This is a genomic window from Streptomyces sp. NPDC058371, from assembly GCF_042723265.1.
Lineage (GTDB): Bacteria > Actinomycetota > Actinomycetes > Streptomycetales > Streptomycetaceae > Streptomyces.
Window position 1 is genome coordinate 200982 of the sequence record NZ_JBHXJC010000006.1, and the last position, 19156, is coordinate 220137.

A 19156-nucleotide genomic window follows, 5' to 3' on the forward strand; every position below is an offset into this window, starting at 1 on the left:
GGCGCGACAAGGGAGGGACGGAGCGCTTGTGCAGTGGACCTTGCTGGTACCCCTCAAAGCCCTGGCGCGAGCCAAGAGCAGGCTCGCGGACACCGCCGGGGACGGACTGCGCCCCGGGCTCGCCCTCGCGTTCGCGCAGGACACCGTGGCAGCCGCGCTGGCCTGCGCCGCGGTGCGGAATGTGGCGGTCGTCACGGACGATTCGCTGGCCGGGCGGGAGCTGGCCGCCCTGGGCGCCCGAATCGTCCCCGACGAGCCGGAAGGCGGCCTGAACGCGGCTCTGGCGCACGCGGCCTCGGTCGTACGCTCCAGAAGTCCCGAAAGCGCCGTGGCGGCCCTGAATGCCGATCTCCCGGCGCTGCGCCCGTTGGAATTGGCCCGGGTACTGGACGCGGCCGCGGAATTCCCCCGCTCTTTTCTCCCCGATGCCGCCGCAATCGGCACCACTCTGCTGGCCGCCGCGCCGGGCCGGGAATTGCTGCCGGCATTCGGCACGGCATCCCGCGCCCGCCACCGCGCCTCGGGTGCCGTGGAACTGGGCCTCGACGCCGTGGACTCCGTACGTCAGGACGTGGACACGGGGGACGATCTGCGGGCGGCGCTGGCGCTGGGCGTGGGCCCGCGCACGGCCGCGGCGGCCGCACGGCTGCTGATCCCCGGGCAGTCCGGCTGCTGATCCCGGACGCCCCGGCCGCTCACCCGCGGGCGAACCGGCCGCAGGTCCCCGGGAAGTGCGCCACCGGAACAGGCCCTAGGCTTCCCCTCATGCAGGCGACCGCGTACACCTACGACCCCGAGACCCGCAGCGGCCAGGTGCTGCTCGACGACGGCACGCCCGTGCCCTTCGACGCGCCGGCGTTCGACGCGGGCGGACTGCGACTGCTGCGGCCCGGGCAGCGGGTGCGCGTCGACGTCGAGGGCGACGGCGAGGCCCGCCGGATCACCCTCGTCACCCTGCACACGTTCTGAGCGGGCGCAGGGCGCGGCCGGGCCGCCCCTGAACGCGCCGCGGGCCGGGCTCCCAGTGGGAGTCCGGCCCGGTGCGTGAGGTGCCCTCGCGCCCCTACTACCTGCGGGCGGTGGCCTTCTTGGCGGTGGTCTTGCGCGCCGTCGACTTCTTGGCGGGGGCCTTCTTGGCCGTCGCCTTCTTCGCCGGAGCCTTCTTGGCCGTCGCCTTCTTGGCGGTGGTCTTCTTGGCCGTCGCCTTCTTGGCGGTGGTCTTCTTGGCGGTGGTCTTCTTCGCCGTCGCCGTGGTCTTCTTCGCCGTGGCCTTCTTCGCCGTGGCCGTGGTCTTCTTCGCCGGCGTCGCCTTCTTGGCGGTGGTCTTCTTCGCCGTCGCCTTCTTGGCGGTGGTCTTCTTGGCCGCGGCCTTCTTGACCGTCGCCGAAGCCGCACCCGTCAGGCTGCCCTTGGGCGCCTTCTTGACGGAGACCTCGCCGCCGCGCGGGAGCTTCTTCGAGCCGCTCACCAGGTCCTTGAAGCCCTGGCCGGCACGGAAGCGCGGCACGGAGGTCTTCTTGACCCGAACACGCTCCCCGGTCTGCGGGTTGCGGGCGTAACGGGCCGGACGGTCGACCTTCTCGAAGGAACCGAAGCCGGTGACCGAGACCCTTTCCCCGCTGACAACTGCACGGACGATGGCGTCCAGTACGGCGTCGACCGCCTCGGCGGCCTGCTGACGCCCGCCGACCTTGTCCGCAATCGCTTCTACGAGCTGCGCCTTGTTCACGTCTTCCCCTTCGGAGACATTGCCAGAACGAAAGTGTTCAAGCTTTTTCGCACGTTAGGCAGATATATACCGCAAATCAAACACGAAACGGGCTAATCACCCTTGTGCCGCAACGAACTCGGACTGTCGTGGAGTAACTCAGCGTTCCTCTTCGAGGAATCGACCCTCGTCGAGGTCGGTGGTGAACCGCTCCAGACGCCTTGTCGCATCGGCGAGATCGTGCTTGGCCGCGGCCGTAATGACCAGCAGCTTCCGGGTCAGCGCCATCCGTACGCCCTCCGGGACTTGCAGTGCGCGCACTCTTGTGTGCGCTTCCTTGAGTTGGGCCGCGACTGCCGCATAGAGCTCGAGTTGGCCGTCGTGTCCCATGCACAGATTGTGCCATCTGGGGCGAGTTGTCGCCTGCGCAGGGGGCAACTGCGGCCTCCGACGGCCTCTCGAACGCTTCGGCGCGACGCGGCTTCGAAGTTCGCGTACCCCGCCAAACTCCGCCGTAACGTGGGCAGTTGAGGGCTCCGGCGGCGGCCCGCACGGCCGCCGGGAGGCAGATACAGCTGTACCCCCAACCGTCCACGATTGGGGGTACAGAGGGGTGTTGCGGTGGCTGAAATCAGCCGTGCGATCGCCCGTGCGGGGCGCTCGCCCGTCAGACCTGCACGGTCTGCGGCTTGTAAGCGGGGCGCTTGGCCTCGTACGCGGCGATGTCGCCCTCGTTCTGGAGGGTGATGGAGATGTCGTCCAGGCCGTTCAGCAGCCGCCAGCGGGCGTTCTCGTCGAGTTCGAAGGCGGCGGTGACGCCCTCGGCGCGTACCTCGCGGGCCTCCAGGTCGACCGTGATCTCGGCCCCCGGGTCGCGCTCCGCCAGCTCCTGCAGCGCGTCCACGATTTTCTGCTCCAGAACCACGGTGAGCAGGCCGTTCTTGAGCGAGTTACCGCGGAAGATGTCGGCGAAACGGGAGGAGATGACGGCCTTGAAGCCGAAGTTCTGCAGCGCCCAGACGGCGTGCTCGCGCGAGGAACCGGTGCCGAAGTCGGGCCCGGCGACCAGCACCGTGGCGCCCTTGCGCTCGGGCTGGTTGAGGACGAAGGACGGATCCTTGCGCCAGGCCTCGAAAAGGCCGTCCTCGAAGCCGTCCCTGGTCACCTTCTTGAGCCAGTGAGCAGGGATGATCTGGTCGGTGTCCACATTGCTGCGGCGCAGCGGGACGGCCCGGCCGGTGTGCGTGGTGAATGCTTCCATGACTGATCAGACTCCAGCGGGCGTACGAGCGTCGGCGTCGGACAGGTCGGCCGGGGAGGCCAGATGGCCCAGCACGGCGGTGGCGGCGGCGACCTGCGGCGAGACCAGATGCGTACGGCCGCCCTTGCCCTGCCTGCCCTCGAAGTTGCGGTTGGAGGTGGACGCGGAGCGCTCACCGGGGGCCAGCTGGTCGGGGTTCATGCCCAGGCACATCGAGCAGCCCGCGTGCCGCCATTCGGCGCCGGCCTCCTTGAAAACCACGTCCAGGCCCTCGGAAACGGCCTGCAGACCGACCCGCGCGGAACCGGGAACGACCAGCATCCGTACACCGTCGGCGACTTTGCGGCCCCCGACGATCGCGGCCGCGGCCCGCAGGTCCTCGATACGGCCGTTGGTGCACGAACCTACGAAGACGGTGTCGACCTTGATGTCGCGCAGCGGCTGTCCGGCGCTCAACCCCATGTATTCCAGGGCCTTTTCGGCGGCGAAGCGCTCCGAAGCGTCTTCGTACGAAGCGGGATCGGGGACGGACGCCGAAAGCGGCGCGCCCTGGCCCGGGTTGGTGCCCCAGGTGACGAACGGCGCCAGCTCGGTGGCGTCGATGACGACCTCCGCGTCGAATTCCGCGTCGTCGTCGGACTTCAGGGTCTTCCAGTACGCCACCGCGGCGTCCCAGTCCTCGCCCTCGGGGGCGTGGGCGCGGCCCTTGATGTAGTCGAAGGTGGTTTCGTCCGGGGCGATCATGCCGGCCCGGGCGCCCGCCTCGATCGACATGTTGCAGATGGTCATCCGGGCTTCCATCGAGAGCTTCTCGATGGCCGAGCCGCGGTATTCCAGGATGTAGCCCTGTCCGCCGCCGGTGCCGATCCGGGTGATGATCGCCAGGATCAGGTCCTTGGCGGTGACGTCCTCGGGCAGCTCACCGTCGATGGTGATGGCCATGGTCTTGGGGCGGGCCAGCGGCAGCGTCTGGGTGGCCAGCACATGCTCGACCTGCGAGGTGCCGATGCCGAATGCCAGCGCGCCGAAGGCGCCGTGCGTGGAGGTGTGCGAGTCGCCGCAGACCACGGTGGTACCCGGCTGGGTCAGGCCCAGCTGCGGTCCCACGACGTGGACGACGCCCTGCTCGACGTCGCCGAGGGAGTGCAGCCGTACGCCGAACTCCGCGCAGTTCTTGCGCAGCGTCTCCAGCTGTACCCGGGAGACCGGGTCCGCGATGGGCTTGTCGATGTCGAGGGTCGGGGTGTTGTGATCCTCGGTGGCGATGGTGAGGTCGAGACGGCGCACGGGGCGCCCCGCCTGGCGGAGGCCGTCGAAGGCCTGCGGGCTGGTCACCTCGTGCAGCAGGTGCAGATCGATGAAGAGGAGGTCGGGCTCGCCCTCGGCGCGCCGGACGACATGGTCGTCCCAGACCTTCTCCGCGAGTGTCCTACCCATCGCTTTCCCTCCGGCCGGCCTGTGTGGCGCCGGCCCAACTAGAGATTTCCGGGGCGGCAGCGTTCGTACCCCTCGTACCGGACGTCTTCCGCCGGGCCCGTTGGTCTGCGGGCCGCTATGCGTACAAGGGTGGCGCGTTCCCGGGAAAATTGAACTTGCGTTTCACAGAGTGAGACGCGAGTATCGTTTCATGGACAACAGTAGCGGCGTAGGAGTTCTGGACAAGGCAGCCCTTGTCCTGAGCGCACTGGAGTCCGGTCCGGCCACCCTCGCAGGGTTGGTCGCGGCGACCGGGCTGGCACGACCCACGGCACATCGCCTCGCCGTGGCCTTGGAACACCACCGCATGGTGGCGCGCGACATGCAGGGCCGTTTCATTCTCGGTCCCCGGCTCGCCGAGCTCGCGGCGGCGGCCGGCGAGGACCGCCTGCTGGCGACGGCGGGACCGGTGCTCACACATCTGCGCGACCTCACGGGCGAGAGCGCGCAGCTCTACCGCCGCCAGGGCGACATGCGTATCTGCGTCGCCGCGGCCGAGCGCCTGTCCGGCCTTCGGGACACCGTCCCGGTCGGCTCCACGCTCACCATGAAGGCCGGCTCCTCGGCCCAGATCCTGATGGCCTGGGAGGAGCCGGAGCGCCTGCACCGCGGCCTCCAGGGCGCCCGTTTCACCGCGACGGCCCTCTCGGGCGTACGACGCCGGGGCTGGGCCCAGTCGATCGGCGAGCGCGAGCCGGGCGTCGCGTCCGTCTCCGCCCCCGTCCGCGGCCCGTCGAACCGCGTGGTCGCCGCCGTCTCGGTCTCCGGACCGATCGAGCGCCTGACCCGCCACCCGGGCCGGATGCACGCCCAGGCGGTCATCGACGCCGCCGGCCGCCTCTCCGAGGCCCTGCGCCGCACGGGCTGACCCACGCCGGGATCGGGCCGCCTCAACGCCGCGGCAGGCCCTCCCCCGGACGACGGGCGACGCCTGGCTCATGGCTCATGGCTCATGGCTCATGGCGGAGACGTACGGCGGATGACGAACTCACTGCGCCGTAAGCGGAGTTGACGCACAAAAGACGATGGCCCCTCACCGAAGTGAGAGGCCATCGATTCGCGTACCCCCGACCGGATTCGAACCGGCGCTACCGCCTTGAGAGGGCGGCGTGCTAGGCCGCTACACAACGGGGGCAAGGACCACAAGTGATCCAGCTGGGCTACCAGGACTCGAACCTAGAACAACGGAACCAGAAACCGTCGTGTTGCCAATTACACCATAGCCCAATGGTGGTCTAGACCACCGCGTACCCCCGACCGGATTCGAACCGGCGCTACCGCCTTGAGAGGGCGGCGTGCTAGGCCGCTACACAACGGGGGCCCTAGCGATCCTGCATGAGAGTCAGCGGGTGCGACCCGGACTGTCCCCCTGGGAAGGATCTGTACCCCCGACCGGATTCGAACCGGCGCTACCGCCTTGAGAGGGCGGCGTGCTAGGCCGCTACACAACGGGGGCCTTGCAGAGTTGGCCTCTGCGATGCAGATAAGCTCTGCGAGCTGGCCTACCAGGACTCGAACCTAGACTAACGGAACCAGAAACCGTCGTGCTGCCAATTACACCATAGGCCACTGAAACGCAACCCCCTACGGGGATTTTGTTTTAGTTTGCGCCTCCGGGTTCCGGCCTTTCGGCCCGCTCTCCGGCGGCGCAGGAAGAACATTACCCGAAGGTGGACGGCGCTCCAAAACGGGTATCCGCGCCGAGGATCGCGGGGAGTTCGGCCAGCGAGGCGATCCGGCGCGGGCCGCCGGACGCGGCGACCGTGACGGTGTGAGCGCTGTCACGGTCGATCCAGATCGAGAGCAGTCCGGCGTCGGAGGCGCCGCGGCCGTCGATCTCCGGATGGTCACCGACGTACGCGACCTGGTGCGGTGGCAGCCCGAGCGCGTCGCAGGCCGCGTGGAACGCCTCCGCGGCCGGCTTGGAGACACCGAGCTCGGCCGCGCACAGGATCGCCTCGAAGCGGTCGTGCACACCGAGGACGCGCAGCTTGCGATCCTGCACCAGGAGACTGGAGTTGGACAGGACCGCGTGCCGGTGGGTGTCCGCGAGGGCGTCCAGCACCGGCAGTACGTCGGGGAAGAGGGCCCAGACCGATTCGTAGTGGGCGAGATAGCGGTCGAACCAGGCGTCGGCCTCGGCGTCGGTCAGGGACCGGCCGAGGGATCCGGGGGATCCGAGAAAAACACGGACGCGGTCGCGGCGCTGGCCCACCCAGTCGGTCTCGCCCGCCGAGAACCGCGCCCACTGCTGGTCGGTGATCTCCCGCCAGTGCGCGAGGGCGCGCTCGACGGTCTCGTACCGCTCCAGGAGTCCCTCGGCCGACAGATGCCGGCGCATTCCCGCCCGGTCGGCGGCCGTGTAGTCGAAGAGCGTGTCGTCGACGTCCCAGACCACGGCCCTGATGCTCATGAGCCGACGGTAACTCCGGACGGGCACCCGTGTCCGCCGCTCGCACGAGAACGAAATGGGGCGGCGTCCGGTCCGGACGCCGCCCCATTTCGTACAGGTCGTACGGTTACGCGGTCAGCCGGGCCAGGGCCGCGTCGATGCGGGCCAGGGTCTTCTCCTTGCCCAGGATCTCCAGGGACTCGAAGAGCGGCAGGCCGATCGTGCGGCCGGTGACGGCGACCCGGACCGGGGCCTGGGCCTTGCCGAGCTTCAGGCCGTGCTCCTCACCGGCGGCCAGGACGGCCTCCTTGAGGGACTCGGGCGAGGACCAGTCGGCGGCCGCCAGCTTCTCGCGGGCCGTCCGCAGCAGGGCGTCGCTGCCCTCCTTCATGGCCTTCGTCCAGGACGCCTCGTCGAAGACCGGCTCCGGGAGGAACAGGAAGTCGACGTTGTCCGTGATCTCGGAGAGGACCTTGAGGCGGGTCTGGGCGTGCGGCGCGATCGCGTCGAAGAGGGACTGGTCGAAGTCCGCCTCGGCCCAGGGGGCGAACGGGGGCTTCAGCCAGGGCGCGCAGCGCTCCGCGAAGTCCTTCACGTCGAGCAGCCGGATGTGGTCGGCGTTGATCGCCTCGGCCTTCTTCAGGTCGAAGCGGGCCGGGTTGGGGTTCACGTCCGCGATGTCGAACGCGGCGACCATCTCGTCGATGCCGAAGATGTCGCGGTCCGCCGCGAGCGACCAGCCCAGCAGGGAGAGGTAGTTGAGCAGGCCCTCGGGGAGGAAGCCGCGCTCCCGGTAGAGGTTCAGGGAGGACTGCGGGTCGCGCTTGGAGAGCTTCTTGTTGCCCTCGCCCATGACGTACGGCAGGTGGCCGAAGGCCGGGGTCTCCTTGGCGATGCCCAGTTCGGTCAGCGCCTTGTAGAGGGCGATCTGCCGCGGGGTGGAGGAGAGCAGGTCCTCGCCGCGCAGGACGTGGGTGATCTCCATCAGGGCGTCGTCGACCGGGTTGACCAGCGTGTAGAGCGGGGCGCCGTTCGCGCGGACGATGCCGTAGTCCGGGACGTTCTCCGGGAGGTAGGTGATCTCGCCGCGGACCAGGTCCGTGAAGGTGATCGCCTCGTCGGGCATGCGGAAGCGGACGATCGGGGTCCGCCCCTCGGCCTCGTACGCGGTCTTCTGCTCGGCGGTCAGCTCGCGGCAGTGGCCGTCGTACCCGGACGGCTTGCCGGCGGCGCGGGCGGCGTCGCGGCGGGCGTCCAGCTCCTCGGTCGAGCAGTAGCAGTGGTACGCGTGACCGGCGTCCAGGAGCTTCTGCGCGACGTCCTGGTAGAGGTCCATGCGCTGCGACTGGCGGTACGGCGCGTGCGGGCCACCGACCTCGGGGCCCTCGTCCCAGTCGAAGCCCAGCCAGCGCATCGAGTCGAGCAGCTGCTGGTACGACTCCTCGGAGTCGCGGGCCGCGTCGGTGTCCTCGATGCGGAAGACCAGAGTGCCTTCGTTGTGCCGGGCGAACGCCCAGTTGAACAGGGCGGTGCGGACCAGGCCCACGTGGGGGTTGCCGGTCGGGGACGGACAGAAACGTACGCGGACGTTCGCGTTAGCCACGCTTGATCACCTTGTTGGTGAGAGTGCCGATGCCTTCGATGGAGACGGCGACCTCGTCGCCGACGTTCAGGGGGCCGACCCCAGCCGGAGTGCCCGTGAGGATCACGTCGCCCGGGAGCAGCGTCATGGCCTCGGTGATGTTGACGATCAGATCCTCGATGGAGTGGATCATCTCGCTGGTGCGGCCGAGCTGGCGCTGCTGCCCGTTGACCGTGAGCTGGATGGTGAGGTCGCTCGGGTCGAGGTCCGTCTCCACCCAGGGGCCGAGCGGGCAGGAGGTGTCGAAGCCCTTGGCCCGCGCCCACTGCTTCTCGCGCTTCTGGACGTCACGCGCGGTGATGTCGTTGGCGCAGGTGTAACCGAGGATGACGTCCTTGACGCGCTCGCGCGGGACCTCGCGGCACATGCGGCCGATGACGACCGCCAGCTCCGCCTCGTGGTGCAGGTCGTTCGAGAAGGAGGGGTAGGCGATCTCGTCGCCGGAGCCGATCACGGAGGTCGACGGCTTGAAGAAGGCGAACGGGGCGTCGGGCACCTCGTTGCCCAGCTCCTTCGCGTGCTCCGCGTAGTTGCGGCCGAAGGCCACGACCTTGTTCGGGAGCACGGGCGGCAGCAGCCGGACCTTGCTCAGCGGGACCTTCGTACCGGAGAGCTCGAAGTCCGTGAACGGGATGCCCTTGATGATGTCGAGGACGAGCTCGTCCGGCTTGTCGCCCTCGACCGCGCCGAACGCGACGTTGCCGTCGATGGAGAATCTGGCGATGCGCACGGGATCCTTGCGCCCCTCACTGAGCTGGCTGAAGTCTGACGCTCCAGGCTAACGCGGCAAGGGGCGGTCACCTCGCGCACATCCGCGGGCGGCCGGCCCACCGGAGCGACCGCGGCGCCCCGCCGGAGTGACACGGGCGCCCCGCCGGAGTGCGGTCGGCGAGGGGCCGGAGTGCGCTCGGCGGAGTGAGCGGACCGCGGTCCCGCCGCGTACTACTCCGTGAAGGCCACCGCGACGGGGGCTTCCATCAGAACGGTGCGACGGGGATTGGCGGTCTGCATGGGAAGGTCGACGGAGTGCTCCGGCTGCTCCGGCGTCTGCAGCTCCTCCGCGTCGGTGAGGTGCGCCAGCGTCGTGCGCCGCGGGTTGGCTATGTTGTGGAACATCATCGTCGTCTTCACTGTTGTTCGTGACCTTGTCGGTGTGGGCGCCGGGCGGGCCCCAAGGGCCGTCGCACAAGCGCTGGTTGTCGGATTCGCCATCCCTGTAAAGCGTCAGGCTAAACATCCAATTCCCTGGCGAAGACGTGAAGACGCCATGATTTCCGTGTGAGTTTGCTCACGGCGTAGTGGGCAAAAAGGTCAATTCAGACCCCCAATCCAGCCCGGCGAAACGGACATTGCTCCACTGAAGGTCGCATTCCGCTCCTGATCATGTCGACTGGGACACCCGCCCCGGCCCGGCGGTTCGTAGGCATGTGCCCCATATGGGCGGGGTCGCTTTCTACGTCTCGTGACGCGCCACTCACAAGCTGTCACGGAGGTCACAGCCTGACACTCGGGCCTTGTTGGAGATCCGGCACTGTGCTGGAATTCCACGGACCGCCGCGGGATCGATCCGGCGCGCAAGGGCGCAACGCAGCGCCGGGTGGCGGCGGAAAGGGGGAAGCAGCGCCGGTCACTCACGACCACCAGGGGGCGCACTGCGCCCCTGAACGACGCCGACACCGCCTCGCCGTTTCACGGAGAGGCGCCTGGTCCAGAGGTTGCGACGCTAGTGCAGGGACGTTTCAAGAGGGATGGCAGCGCTTCGGCGGAGTCGGAGCCGCACGGCGGGACTGGCCCGATGGCAGCCGGCTCCTCGCCCCAGCACGCCCAGAACCAGGGACCGGGAGGGACCGTCGGCAGCGGTGAGCGCTCCGCGCGCCCCGGCACGGCGGGTTCCGCCAAGCCGGCCGCGAAGCCGCAGGGTCCGGAAGGCCCCGGCTCGCGAATAGCGCTGCGCAACTGGCGCATCTCCACCCGCCTGGTGTCGCTGCTCGCGCTCCCCGTGGTCGCCGCGACCTCGCTCGGCGCACTGCGCATCAACCAGTCGATGGACAGCATCCAGCAGCTCGACAACATGAAGCTGCTGACGGACATGACCAAGCAGGCGACCGAGCTCGCGTCCGCGCTCCAGGACGAGCGCGACCAGTCGGCCGGCCCGCTCACGCACGGCGCCGCGGCCTCCGACTTCACCGTCAAGGGCGCCCGCGAGAAGACGGACACCGCCCGTACCGCGTTCCTCCAGGGCACCCAGGAGATCGACGACGCGAGCGGGAACGGTCAGCTGACCGGCGTCCGCGACAGCATCGTGGGTATCGCGAGCGAGCTGGGCAGCCTCAGCACGGTCCGCAACAACGCCTTCAACGACCCCAAGAACTCCACGCAGACCGTCGAGGCGTACCACCGCCTGATCTCCCAGCTGCTCAACCTCTCGCAGGACATGGCAGAGGCGACCAGCAACCCGGACATGATCCAGCGCACCCGCGCGCTGTCGGCCTTCTCCACCGCCAAGGAGTACGCCTCCGTCCAGCGCGCCGTCATCGCGGCCGCGCTGCCCGCGAGCGACAAGACCTTCGGCTCGCTGTCCGAGAACGACCGGCAGTACGCGCTCTCGGCCGAGAGCAGCCAGAAGTCCGAACTCGAGAGCTTCGACAACATCTACGGCGACGGCGCCGAGGACCTGACGAAGCCCATCGACGGCAACAACCCGACGATCGTCGCCGCGGACACCTACGCCGACCGGGTGCTCGGCACCGAGACCGGTATGCGCTCGCAGGACAAGCGCTCGTACAAGGACTGGGTCGACGACGACTCGGCCAAGATCGAGCAGATGACCAAGATCGAGCTCACCCTGCTCAACCAGATGGAGCAGAAGGCTCGTGAGCTGCGCAGCGAGTCCGAGCGCGAAGCGATCATCTCCGGTGCGCTGATCCTGCTCGTCCTCGGTGTCTCGCTCGTCGGCGCCTTCGTCGTGGCCCGGTCCATGATCCGCTCGCTGCGCCGCCTCCAGGACACCGCGACCAAGGTCGCCCAGGACCGGCTGCCCGAGCTGGTCAAGCAGCTCTCGGAGTCGGACCCGCAGGACGTCGACACCTCCGTCGAGTCGGTCGGTGTGCACTCCCGGGACGAGATCGGCCAGGTGGCCGCGGCCTTCGACGACGTGCACCGCGAGGCCGTCCGACTCGCCGCCGAGCAGGCCCTCCTGCGAGGCAACGTCAACGCGATGTTCACCAACCTCTCGCGCCGCTCGCAAGGCCTCATCCAGCGCCAGCTCTCGCTCATCTCCGAGCTGGAGTCGCGCGAGGCCGACCCGGACCAGCTGTCCTCGCTCTTCAAGCTCGACCACCTCGCGACCCGCATGCGCCGTAACGGTGAGAACCTCCTGGTGCTCGCCGGTGAAGAGCCCGGCCGCCGCTGGACCCGTCCGGTCCCGCTGGTCGACGTGCTCCGCGCCGCCGCCTCCGAGGTGGAGCAGTACGAGCGCATCGAACTCTCCTCGGTCCCGACGACCGAGGTCGCCGGCCGGGTCGTCAACGACCTCGTGCACCTGCTCGCCGAGCTGCTCGAGAACGCGACCTCGTTCTCCTCGCCGCAGACCAAGGTCAAGGTCACCGGTCACGCGCTGCCCGACGGCCGGGTGCTGATCGAGATCCACGACACCGGTATCGGCCTGTCCCCCGAGGACCTCGCGGCGATCAACGAGCGGCTCGCCTCGCCGCCCACCGTGGACGTCTCCGTCTCCCGCCGCATGGGTCTGTTCGTGGTCGGCCGGCTGTCGCAGCGCCACGGCATCCGCATTCAGCTGCGCCCGTCCGACTCCGGCGGTACGACCGCGCTCGTCATGCTCCCCGTCGATGTCGCCCAGGGCGGCAAGAAGCTTCCGGGCAAGGCCGGTCAGGGTGCCCCCGGCGTCGGCGGTCCGGCCGCCGCGCAGGCAGCCGCCGGTGTCGCCGCGGCACGCCGTGGCGCCCAGCCGGGCGGCCCCGCCCTCGGCGGCGCTCCCGCCGCCGGCGGCGGACTTCTCGGCGCCCCGCCGCAGCGCGGCCAGGTGGGCGCGGGCCAGGGTCCGCGAGCCGCACTGCCCGGCAGCAACCAGGGCGGTCGCCCGGGAGCACCGGGTGGCGCGCGTGGACCGCAGGGTCTGCCGCCCCAGGGCAACCCGTCGCAGGGCAGGCCGGCTCCGGCCGGTGCCGGCGCCGGTGGCTACGGCCAGAGCGCGCCGGGCGCCCCGCAGGGTCTGCAGGCCGCCGGGACCGGCGCGCCCCAGGGCTACAACGAGCCCGGAACCGGCACCCGCCGGGGCGGCTTCGGTGACGGTGGATCCGGTACCCAGCAGGGCGGCTTCGGCGACGGAGGGTCCGGTACGCACCAGGGCAACCCCGCGGCCGCACCCCCGCAGCCGGCCAAGGAGTCGCGCCGCCGCAGGCCGCAGCTGCCCGGCCGCGGTGGTGGTGCGCGCGCCGAGCTGCCCGGTGGCAGCCCGCAGCAGCGCGTGCCGAGCTGGAGCGACGAGAACGCCCAGCCGCCGGTGCCGCGCGCCTCGCTCGACACCCCGCGGGGCCACGAGGAGCCGGATTCCCTGTCCTCGACCTCGCGGATGCCGCGTGTCGACGACCGTCAGGGACCGGGTGCGACCTCGGAGATCCCCCGGATCGACGACCGCCAGGGTCCCGGCTCCACCTCGGAGTTCGCGCGCCCCGACTTCAACGCCCAGCGTCCCGGCACGACCGCTCCGCAGAACACCGGCGGATATGTCCGACCGGACGTCTTCGGCACCCCGGACCAGACGTCGCCGTCCTCGACGGGCCAGTTCCCGGCCCCGGGTTACGGCGCCTCCCAGGACCCGTCAAGCACCGGCCAGTTCGCGGCCCCGGGCACCGGCAACCGCCAGGACCCGTCGGCCACCGGCCAGTTCGCACGGCCGCAGGCCGGCAACGCGGCCGACTTCGGTGCGCCCCGCCAGCCGTTCCCGCAGCGCCAGCAGGCGCCGCAGCAGCGGCCCGCGCGTCCGCAGGAGCCCGAGGCCCTGCCGCCTGCGACGGGCCCCGGCGACGGGCGTACGCCGCTGTACGACACCCTCGAGACCAACTGGTTCCACCAGGGTCAGGACGGCCAGAGCACCGGCGGCCGGCCGGAAGGTGTCCAGGGCGGCAACGGCACGCAGAGCAACGGCGCCCGGCAGAACGGCGCCCAGAGCAGCCCCTCGCAGCCCTTCCAGCAGCAGGCGCCGCAGGCTCCGGTCGTACCTTCGCGACCGGCCGCCACTCCGGCCGCCGCATCCTCCTCCTGGCGCACCTCGCCGAACGACGATCTCGTCCGGCAGGCAGAGCGCGTCCGTCAGCCGTCGGCGGGCGGGGTCACCACCTCCGGCCTGCCGCGCCGGGTCCCGCGGGCGAACCTCGTCGCGGGCACGGCTCAGCAGCAACAGCACCAGCCCGGTCCGCAGGTCTCGCGTGCGCCCGATGACGTACGCGGCCGGCTGACCAATCTCCGTCGGGGCATCCAGCAGGGTCGCCAGGCCGGTACCGGCCAGACCGGCAGCTTCCCCAGCCCCACTCACCAGCAGGAGCACTAGTTGAGCCCGATGAGCCAGGCGGCACAGAACCTGAACTGGTTGATCACCAATTTCGTGGACAACACCCCCGGGGTGTCCCACACAGTGGTGGTCTCCGCCGACGGACTCCTTCTGGCCATGTCCGAAGGATTCCCGCGCGACCGCGCCGACCAGCTCGCGGCGGTCGCGTCCGGGCTCACCTCACTGACGGCCGGGGCATCCCGGATCTTCGAGGGCGGCACGGTGGCCCAGACGGTCGTCGAGATGGAACGCGGTTTTCTTTTCCTGATGTCCGTCTCGGACGGATCGTCGCTGGCGGTCCTCTCCCACCCCGAGTGCGACATCGGCCTTGTCGGCTACGAGATGGCACTGCTCGTCGACCGCGCGGGCGCTGTGCTCACGCCCGACCTGCGCGCCGAACTACAGGGCAGTCTGCTCCACTGACGGCTCTGGTTCCAGCGAACTCACGCAATCACCGTCCGGCCGCCACAATCCCCCCACCGGCCCTCTCTAGACGGCTCGACTGACCGACTTGCTGTCCCGCCCGGAGGATTCATGACCCCGCCCAACGCCTCTCATGATCCGTACGCACCGTCGTACGAGGAAGAGGGCGACCAGCCGCTGGTACGTCCGTACGCGATGACCGGCGGCCGGACCCGGCCGCGTTACCAGCTCGCCATCGAGGCGCTGATCAGCACCACGGCCGACCCGGCGCAGCTGATGGGGCTGCTCCCCGAGCACCAGCGAATATGCCACCTCTGCCGAGAGGTGAAGTCGGTGGCCGAGGTGTCGGCCCTGCTGTCCATGCCTCTGGGTGTGGCCAGGATTCTTGTCGCGGACCTCGCAGAGGCCGGACTCGTCGCCATCCACCAGCCTGGTGGCGACGAGAGCAACGGCGGCGCGCCGGACGTGACACTGCTCGAAAGGGTGCTCAGTGGACTTCGCAAGCTCTGACGGAGGGGGCCGCGCGACCACCTCCGCCAAGATCGTGGTGGCGGGTGGCTTCGGCGTCGGCAAGACCACCTTCGTGGGCGCCGTCTCCGAGATCAACCCGCTGCGCACCGAGGCCGTCATGACGTCCGCGTCCGCGGGCATCGACGACCTCACCCACACCGGGGACAAGACCACCACCACGGTGGCCATGGACTTCGGTCGCATCACCCTGGACCAGGACCTGATCCTGTACCTGTTCGGCACCCCCGGCCAGGACCGCTTCTGGTTCATGTGGGACGACCTGGTCCGCGGCGCCATCGGCGCGGTGGTCCTGGTGGACACCCGCAGGCTCGCCGACTGCTTCCCCGCGGTCGACTACTTCGAGAACTCGGGTCTGCCGTTCGTCATCGCCCTCAACGGCTTCGACGGGCACCAGCCGTACAACCCCGACGAGGTGCGCGAGGCGCTCCAGATCGGCCCGGACGCACCGATCATCACGACGGACGCCCGGCACCGCGCCGACGCGAAGAGCGCGCTGATCACGCTGGTCGAGCACGCGCTGATGGCTCGCTTGAGGTAGCGGAGCGGTCACACAGCACTCAAGTCGGTAACGCAATACGGCAGTTGTCGTAGATACTCTGGAGCCGACTGTGTCTTTTGACACGGTCGGCCTCAGTGTTCATAACGTTTCGACAGAGAAATCCACTGGCACCGCAACGCGTCGCGGTCAGTCGGTGTCACTGCGCTCATGGTTGCCCCGCCTTTTGGCGGGGCTCGTTCTTTATGACCGTTTTATCTAGGGCATGCATCACTCGGAATGTTCGGTTCCGAGTGTTTGGAAGAGCGCTGCCTGACGTGCTGGAATGCCTGAACTGCCCAGTAGACGAGGGCGCTGAGACACCGCGGCACAACGTAGGTGCCGACGCCGAGAGGTTGTTGGTCGAGTGAGGCGAAGCAAGAACGGTCCCGAGCCGTCGGCACGGGGCAACTTCACCCCGCCGCCGCGCGGAGCGGCGCCCGCACAAGTGTCCGGCCCGGAGCCGACTGCGGCGCCGGCTCCGAGCGGCGGACGTTTTTCCCCCCGCAACTGGCGCGTGCCGACCCGGCTGAACGCGATTCTGCTCATACCCGTGCTGGTCGGCCTGGTCATGGGCGGCTTCCAGGTGAAGGGCTCGGTCGACACCTGGCAGGAAGCCCAGGACGCCGAGAAGACCGCACGGCTCGTGCAGGCCTCGCTGTCCTACGCCAACCAGCTCATCGAGGAGCGCGACGTCACCGCCGCTCCCCTGCTGTCCGGCGCGGGACAGAAGGACGCGACCGTCGTGAAGGCACGTGCCGCCACGGACAAGGCCGCCGACGCATTCGACGCAGCTGCCCGGAACATGCCGAACAAGGCTGGTCTGGAGCGCCGTCTCACTCTCTTCCGCAAGGTCGAGCCCGGCCTGGACGGACTGCGCAAGGCCGCGTACACCTCCAAGCTCCCCGGTGTGAAGACCGAGGAGAGCTATGTCCAGATCCAGCACCCGCTGATGGAGTTCGCCAACGAGCTCGGTCTGGGCACCGGAAACATCACCAGCTACGGCCGCACCGTCTATGCGATCTCGCTGGCGAAGGCGGCGCTCTCCCTGGAGCGCTCCATCGGCATGCACCTGCTGGTCAAGCCCGGCCCCGGTGACGGCAGCCTGGCCAGCCAGCGGCTCGCCATCTCCTCGTACGCGTACCTCGAAGGCATCTCCGTCGAGGAGTACGTCGGTGGTGGTACCGCGGAGGACGCGGCCACGCTCGACACGGCCACCAAGAAGCTGAAGTCCGACGGCGCGGCCCAGGCCAAGGAGGCGGCCGCGGCCGCCGCGGCCAAGGGTCAGACCTACGTCCCGCCGCCGTCCGACCCCACCCAGATGGTCTCCGCGCTGGCCAACCTCCAGTCCACGGAGCCCGCCGCCCGCCAGACGCTCGCCGCGAAGGGCATCACCGCCCAGAACTGGTGGGCGGTCAACACGGGCAAGTTCAACGCCTACCGCACGATCGAGTCGAACCTCGCCGACAAGGCCGTGACCGAGGCCGCCGGTATCGCCGACGACGCCAAGCGGTCCACCTTCATCACCGGTGCCGCGGTCGTCGTCGCCCTGCTCGCCGCGTTCATCCTGGCCGGCATGGTGGCCCGCCAGATGAGCCGCGCCATGCGCCAGCTGCGCAACGCCGCGTTCAGCGTTGCCGAGCAGCGGCTGCCGATGCTGGTCGACCAGCTCTCGCGCACGGATCCGGGCCGCGTCGACACCCGGGTGCAGCCCATCCCCATCACCACCACGGACGAGATCGGCGAGGTCGCCCGCGCCTTCGACCAGGTCCACCGCGAGGCCGTACGACTCGCCGCCGAGCAGGCACTCCTGCGAGGCAACATCAACGCGATCTTCACCAACCTCTCGCGCCGCAACCAGTCGCTGATCGAGGGCCAGCTGACCCTGATCACCGACCTGGAGAACAACGAGGCCGACCCGGACCAGCTGGAGAACCTCTTCCGGCTTGACCACCTCGCGACCCGTATGCGCCGCAACGGCGAGAACCTCCTGGTCCTCGCCGGCGAGGAGCCGGGCCGCCGCTGGGACCAGCCGGTGCCGCTGGTCGACGTGCTGCGTGCCGCCTCCTCCGAGGTGGAGCAGTACGAGCGCATCGAGCTGTCCGGTGTCCCGGAGGCCGAGATCCACGGCCGCGCCGTGACCGACCTCGTACACCTGCTCGCCGAGCTCCTGGAGAACGCCACCACGTTCTCCTCCCCGCAGACCAAGGTCCGCGTCACCGCGACCCGGCTGCCGGACGGCCGCATCATGGTCGAGATCCACGACAAGGGCATCGGCCTCACCGCCGAGGACTTCGCGGACATCAACCACAAGCTGGCCAACCCGCCCACCGTGGACGTCGCGATCTCGCAGCGCATGGGCCTGTTCGTGGTCGGCCGGCTGTCCGACCGGCACGGCATCCGCGTCCAGCTGCGCCCCTCGGGCGAGCAGGCCGGTACGACCTCGCTCGTCATGCTCCCCGACGCGATCACCCATGGTGGTGGCGGCGAGCAGCAGCTCCAGCGCGACGAGTTCACCGTCTCGCAGATCATGCCGGAGCAGCAGTCCTTCCAGCCGGAGCCCTTCCAGGCCCAGGAGCCCCTGCGGACAGCCGCCGAGCTCGGCTTCGACGACAGCCGCTACACCGAGGTCCCGGACGACATACGGGAGCTGGACCCCGTCGGGCGCTCGCTGATGCGTGAGGAGCGCCGTGCGGCCCTGGAGGCCCAGGCGCAGGGCCAGGAGGCCATCGAGGCCCCCCGGTACCAGGACGACTTCGACGCGCAGCAGCCCGCGTACGACAACGGACAACCGTCCTACGACAGCGGACAGCCGTCGTACGAGACCGGACCTGCCTACGACAACGGGCAGAGCCCGTACGAGGAGCAGCGGGCGGCGTACGACCAGCAGACGGCGTACGAGGAGCAGCAGCAGCCTGCGTACGACGAGACGTACTTCGCGCCGAACGGCGGCTATCCGGAACCCGCTTACGCGGAGCCGGCGCAGGACGAGCGCCCGGCCGGCCACACCGCCGCCCCGGAGCCGTTCTCTGCCTTCGAAGAGCAGTCCTACCAGGACGACTGGCCGCGCCAGGACAGCTACCAGAGTGGGTACCGGTCCGATTACGCTCCGGAAACGGAATCCCCACAGGCCGCTGACGCAAGTGAGCAGGACCGCGTAGGCTTCACCCGTCCGGGTCCGGCCCCCTCCGCCGCCCACGCGCTGACCGATGCCGGGCTGCCCCGCCGCGGATCCACCGCGAGCGGCAATGACGGTCGGCAGCGCGCGGCCCAGGAGCCGGCACCGGCTCCGACCCCGGCTCCGGCCCCGGTCGCGCAGAGCAACGGTGACTGGCGCTCGTCGAACGACGACCGGTGGCAGCGCGCCGAACAGCTCAAGAAGCCCAAGGCCGGCGGGGTCACCTCGTCCGGTCTGCCGCGGCGGGTACCCAAGGCCAACCTGGTCGAGGGCACCGCGGAATCGACCCCTCAGGGCGGCCCCCAGGTCTCCCGCGCTCCCGAGGACGTCCGGGGCAGGCTGAGCAACCTGCGCCGGGGTGTGCAGCGGGGGCGGAACGCAGGCAGTGAGACGAACGGCCAGGGCCTCGGTCCTGACAGCACCTACAACCAGGAGCGTTAG

The 19156-nt window shown here is 69.8% G+C and carries 16 protein-coding genes and 5 tRNA genes; 8 read left to right on the forward strand and 13 right to left on the reverse strand.

Annotated elements, in window-relative coordinates:
* The first annotated feature begins 28 nt into the window (after positions 1-28).
* Together cofC and ACFWM2_RS20510 are read left to right on the forward strand one after the other, a co-directional pair.
* Positions 29-676, forward strand: coding sequence for a 2-phospho-L-lactate guanylyltransferase (gene cofC / locus ACFWM2_RS20505; protein ID WP_383281563.1), 648 nt, complete (start codon positions 29-31; stop codon positions 674-676).
* Positions 677-765: 89 nt separating this feature from the next.
* Complete coding sequence (locus ACFWM2_RS20510; protein WP_383281566.1) at positions 766-969, forward strand: hypothetical protein; 204 nt, start codon at positions 766-768, stop codon at positions 967-969.
* Between the two features lie 97 nt (positions 970-1066).
* On the opposite strand, the gene ACFWM2_RS20515 is transcribed toward ACFWM2_RS20510, so the two are convergent.
* The 4 genes from ACFWM2_RS20515 to leuC all read right to left on the reverse strand — a co-directional run bounded on the left by ACFWM2_RS20515 (position 1067) and on the right by leuC (position 4406).
* Complete coding sequence (locus ACFWM2_RS20515; RefSeq protein WP_383281569.1) at positions 1067-1729, reverse strand: HU family DNA-binding protein; 663 nt, start codon at positions 1727-1729, stop codon at positions 1067-1069.
* A gap of 138 nt (positions 1730-1867) precedes the next feature.
* Positions 1868-2098 carry a hypothetical protein gene (locus ACFWM2_RS20520; RefSeq protein WP_365428986.1) on the reverse strand — a complete coding sequence of 77 codons (231 nt, stop codon included), beginning with the start codon at positions 2096-2098 and terminating at the stop codon, positions 1868-1870.
* 277 nt (positions 2099-2375) lie between these two features.
* Positions 2376-2969 carry a 3-isopropylmalate dehydratase small subunit gene (gene leuD / locus ACFWM2_RS20525; protein ID WP_383281572.1) on the reverse strand — a complete coding sequence of 198 codons (594 nt, stop codon included), beginning with the start codon at positions 2967-2969 and terminating at the stop codon, positions 2376-2378.
* A gap of 6 nt (positions 2970-2975) precedes the next feature.
* Positions 2976-4406, reverse strand: coding sequence for a 3-isopropylmalate dehydratase large subunit (leuC, locus tag ACFWM2_RS20530; RefSeq protein ID WP_383281575.1), 1431 nt, complete (start codon positions 4404-4406; stop codon positions 2976-2978).
* A 190-nt stretch (positions 4407-4596) separates the two neighbouring features.
* On the opposite strand from leuC, the gene ndgR reads away from it, so the two are divergent.
* Positions 4597-5313, forward strand: coding sequence for an IclR family transcriptional regulator NdgR (gene ndgR / locus ACFWM2_RS20535; protein ID WP_006383662.1), 717 nt, complete (start codon positions 4597-4599; stop codon positions 5311-5313).
* Positions 5314-5507: 194 nt separating this feature from the next.
* Here the strand turns inward: ndgR and ACFWM2_RS20540 are convergent.
* The 9 genes from ACFWM2_RS20540 to ACFWM2_RS20580 form a co-directional block, all read right to left on the reverse strand.
* Positions 5508-5580 (reverse strand) — tRNA-Glu (locus ACFWM2_RS20540).
* Positions 5581-5600: 20 nt separating this feature from the next.
* Positions 5601-5672: transfer RNA gene (locus ACFWM2_RS20545), tRNA-Gln, on the reverse strand.
* Between the two features lie 21 nt (positions 5673-5693).
* Positions 5694-5766: transfer RNA gene (locus ACFWM2_RS20550), tRNA-Glu, on the reverse strand.
* A gap of 62 nt (positions 5767-5828) precedes the next feature.
* Positions 5829-5901: transfer RNA gene (locus ACFWM2_RS20555), tRNA-Glu, on the reverse strand.
* A 41-nt stretch (positions 5902-5942) separates the two neighbouring features.
* Positions 5943-6014, reverse strand: a tRNA-Gln gene (locus ACFWM2_RS20560).
* A gap of 91 nt (positions 6015-6105) precedes the next feature.
* A complete protein-coding gene (locus tag ACFWM2_RS20565; RefSeq protein WP_383281579.1) occupies positions 6106-6858 on the reverse strand; it encodes an HAD family hydrolase in 753 nt (250 codons plus the stop codon).
* A gap of 106 nt (positions 6859-6964) precedes the next feature.
* Entirely contained in the window at positions 6965-8440 is a 1476-nt protein-coding gene (gene gltX / locus ACFWM2_RS20570; RefSeq protein WP_383281582.1) for a glutamate--tRNA ligase, read from the reverse strand.
* On the reverse strand, positions 8433-9209 hold the full coding sequence (locus ACFWM2_RS20575) for a fumarylacetoacetate hydrolase family protein (RefSeq protein ID WP_383281585.1): 777 nt from the start codon (positions 9207-9209) through the stop codon (positions 8433-8435). The genes gltX and ACFWM2_RS20575 overlap by 8 nt, the downstream gene beginning before the upstream one ends.
* A gap of 212 nt (positions 9210-9421) precedes the next feature.
* Positions 9422-9610 carry a hypothetical protein gene (locus tag ACFWM2_RS20580; protein WP_383281588.1) on the reverse strand — a complete coding sequence of 63 codons (189 nt, stop codon included), beginning with the start codon at positions 9608-9610 and terminating at the stop codon, positions 9422-9424.
* Between the two features lie 595 nt (positions 9611-10205).
* Between ACFWM2_RS20580 and ACFWM2_RS20585 the strand changes: the two genes are divergently transcribed.
* From ACFWM2_RS20585 to ACFWM2_RS20605, 5 genes are all read left to right on the forward strand, one after another.
* Positions 10206-14048: a nitrate- and nitrite sensing domain-containing protein gene (locus tag ACFWM2_RS20585; protein ID WP_383281591.1), complete on the forward strand. Its 3843-nt coding sequence runs from the start codon at positions 10206-10208 to the stop codon at positions 14046-14048.
* 9 nt (positions 14049-14057) lie between these two features.
* Positions 14058-14471: a roadblock/LC7 domain-containing protein gene (locus ACFWM2_RS20590; protein WP_010984127.1), complete on the forward strand. Its 414-nt coding sequence runs from the start codon at positions 14058-14060 to the stop codon at positions 14469-14471.
* A 111-nt stretch (positions 14472-14582) separates the two neighbouring features.
* The gene (locus ACFWM2_RS20595) at positions 14583-14981 is read left to right on the forward strand and encodes a DUF742 domain-containing protein (protein WP_383281594.1); all 399 of its coding nucleotides are present in this window, start codon (positions 14583-14585) and stop codon (positions 14979-14981) included.
* Complete coding sequence (locus ACFWM2_RS20600; RefSeq protein WP_383281597.1) at positions 14962-15540, forward strand: ATP/GTP-binding protein; 579 nt, start codon at positions 14962-14964, stop codon at positions 15538-15540. The genes ACFWM2_RS20595 and ACFWM2_RS20600 overlap by 20 nt, the downstream gene beginning before the upstream one ends.
* Before the next feature lie 364 nt (positions 15541-15904).
* Positions 15905-19156: a nitrate- and nitrite sensing domain-containing protein gene (locus tag ACFWM2_RS20605; protein WP_383281599.1), complete on the forward strand. Its 3252-nt coding sequence runs from the start codon at positions 15905-15907 to the stop codon at positions 19154-19156.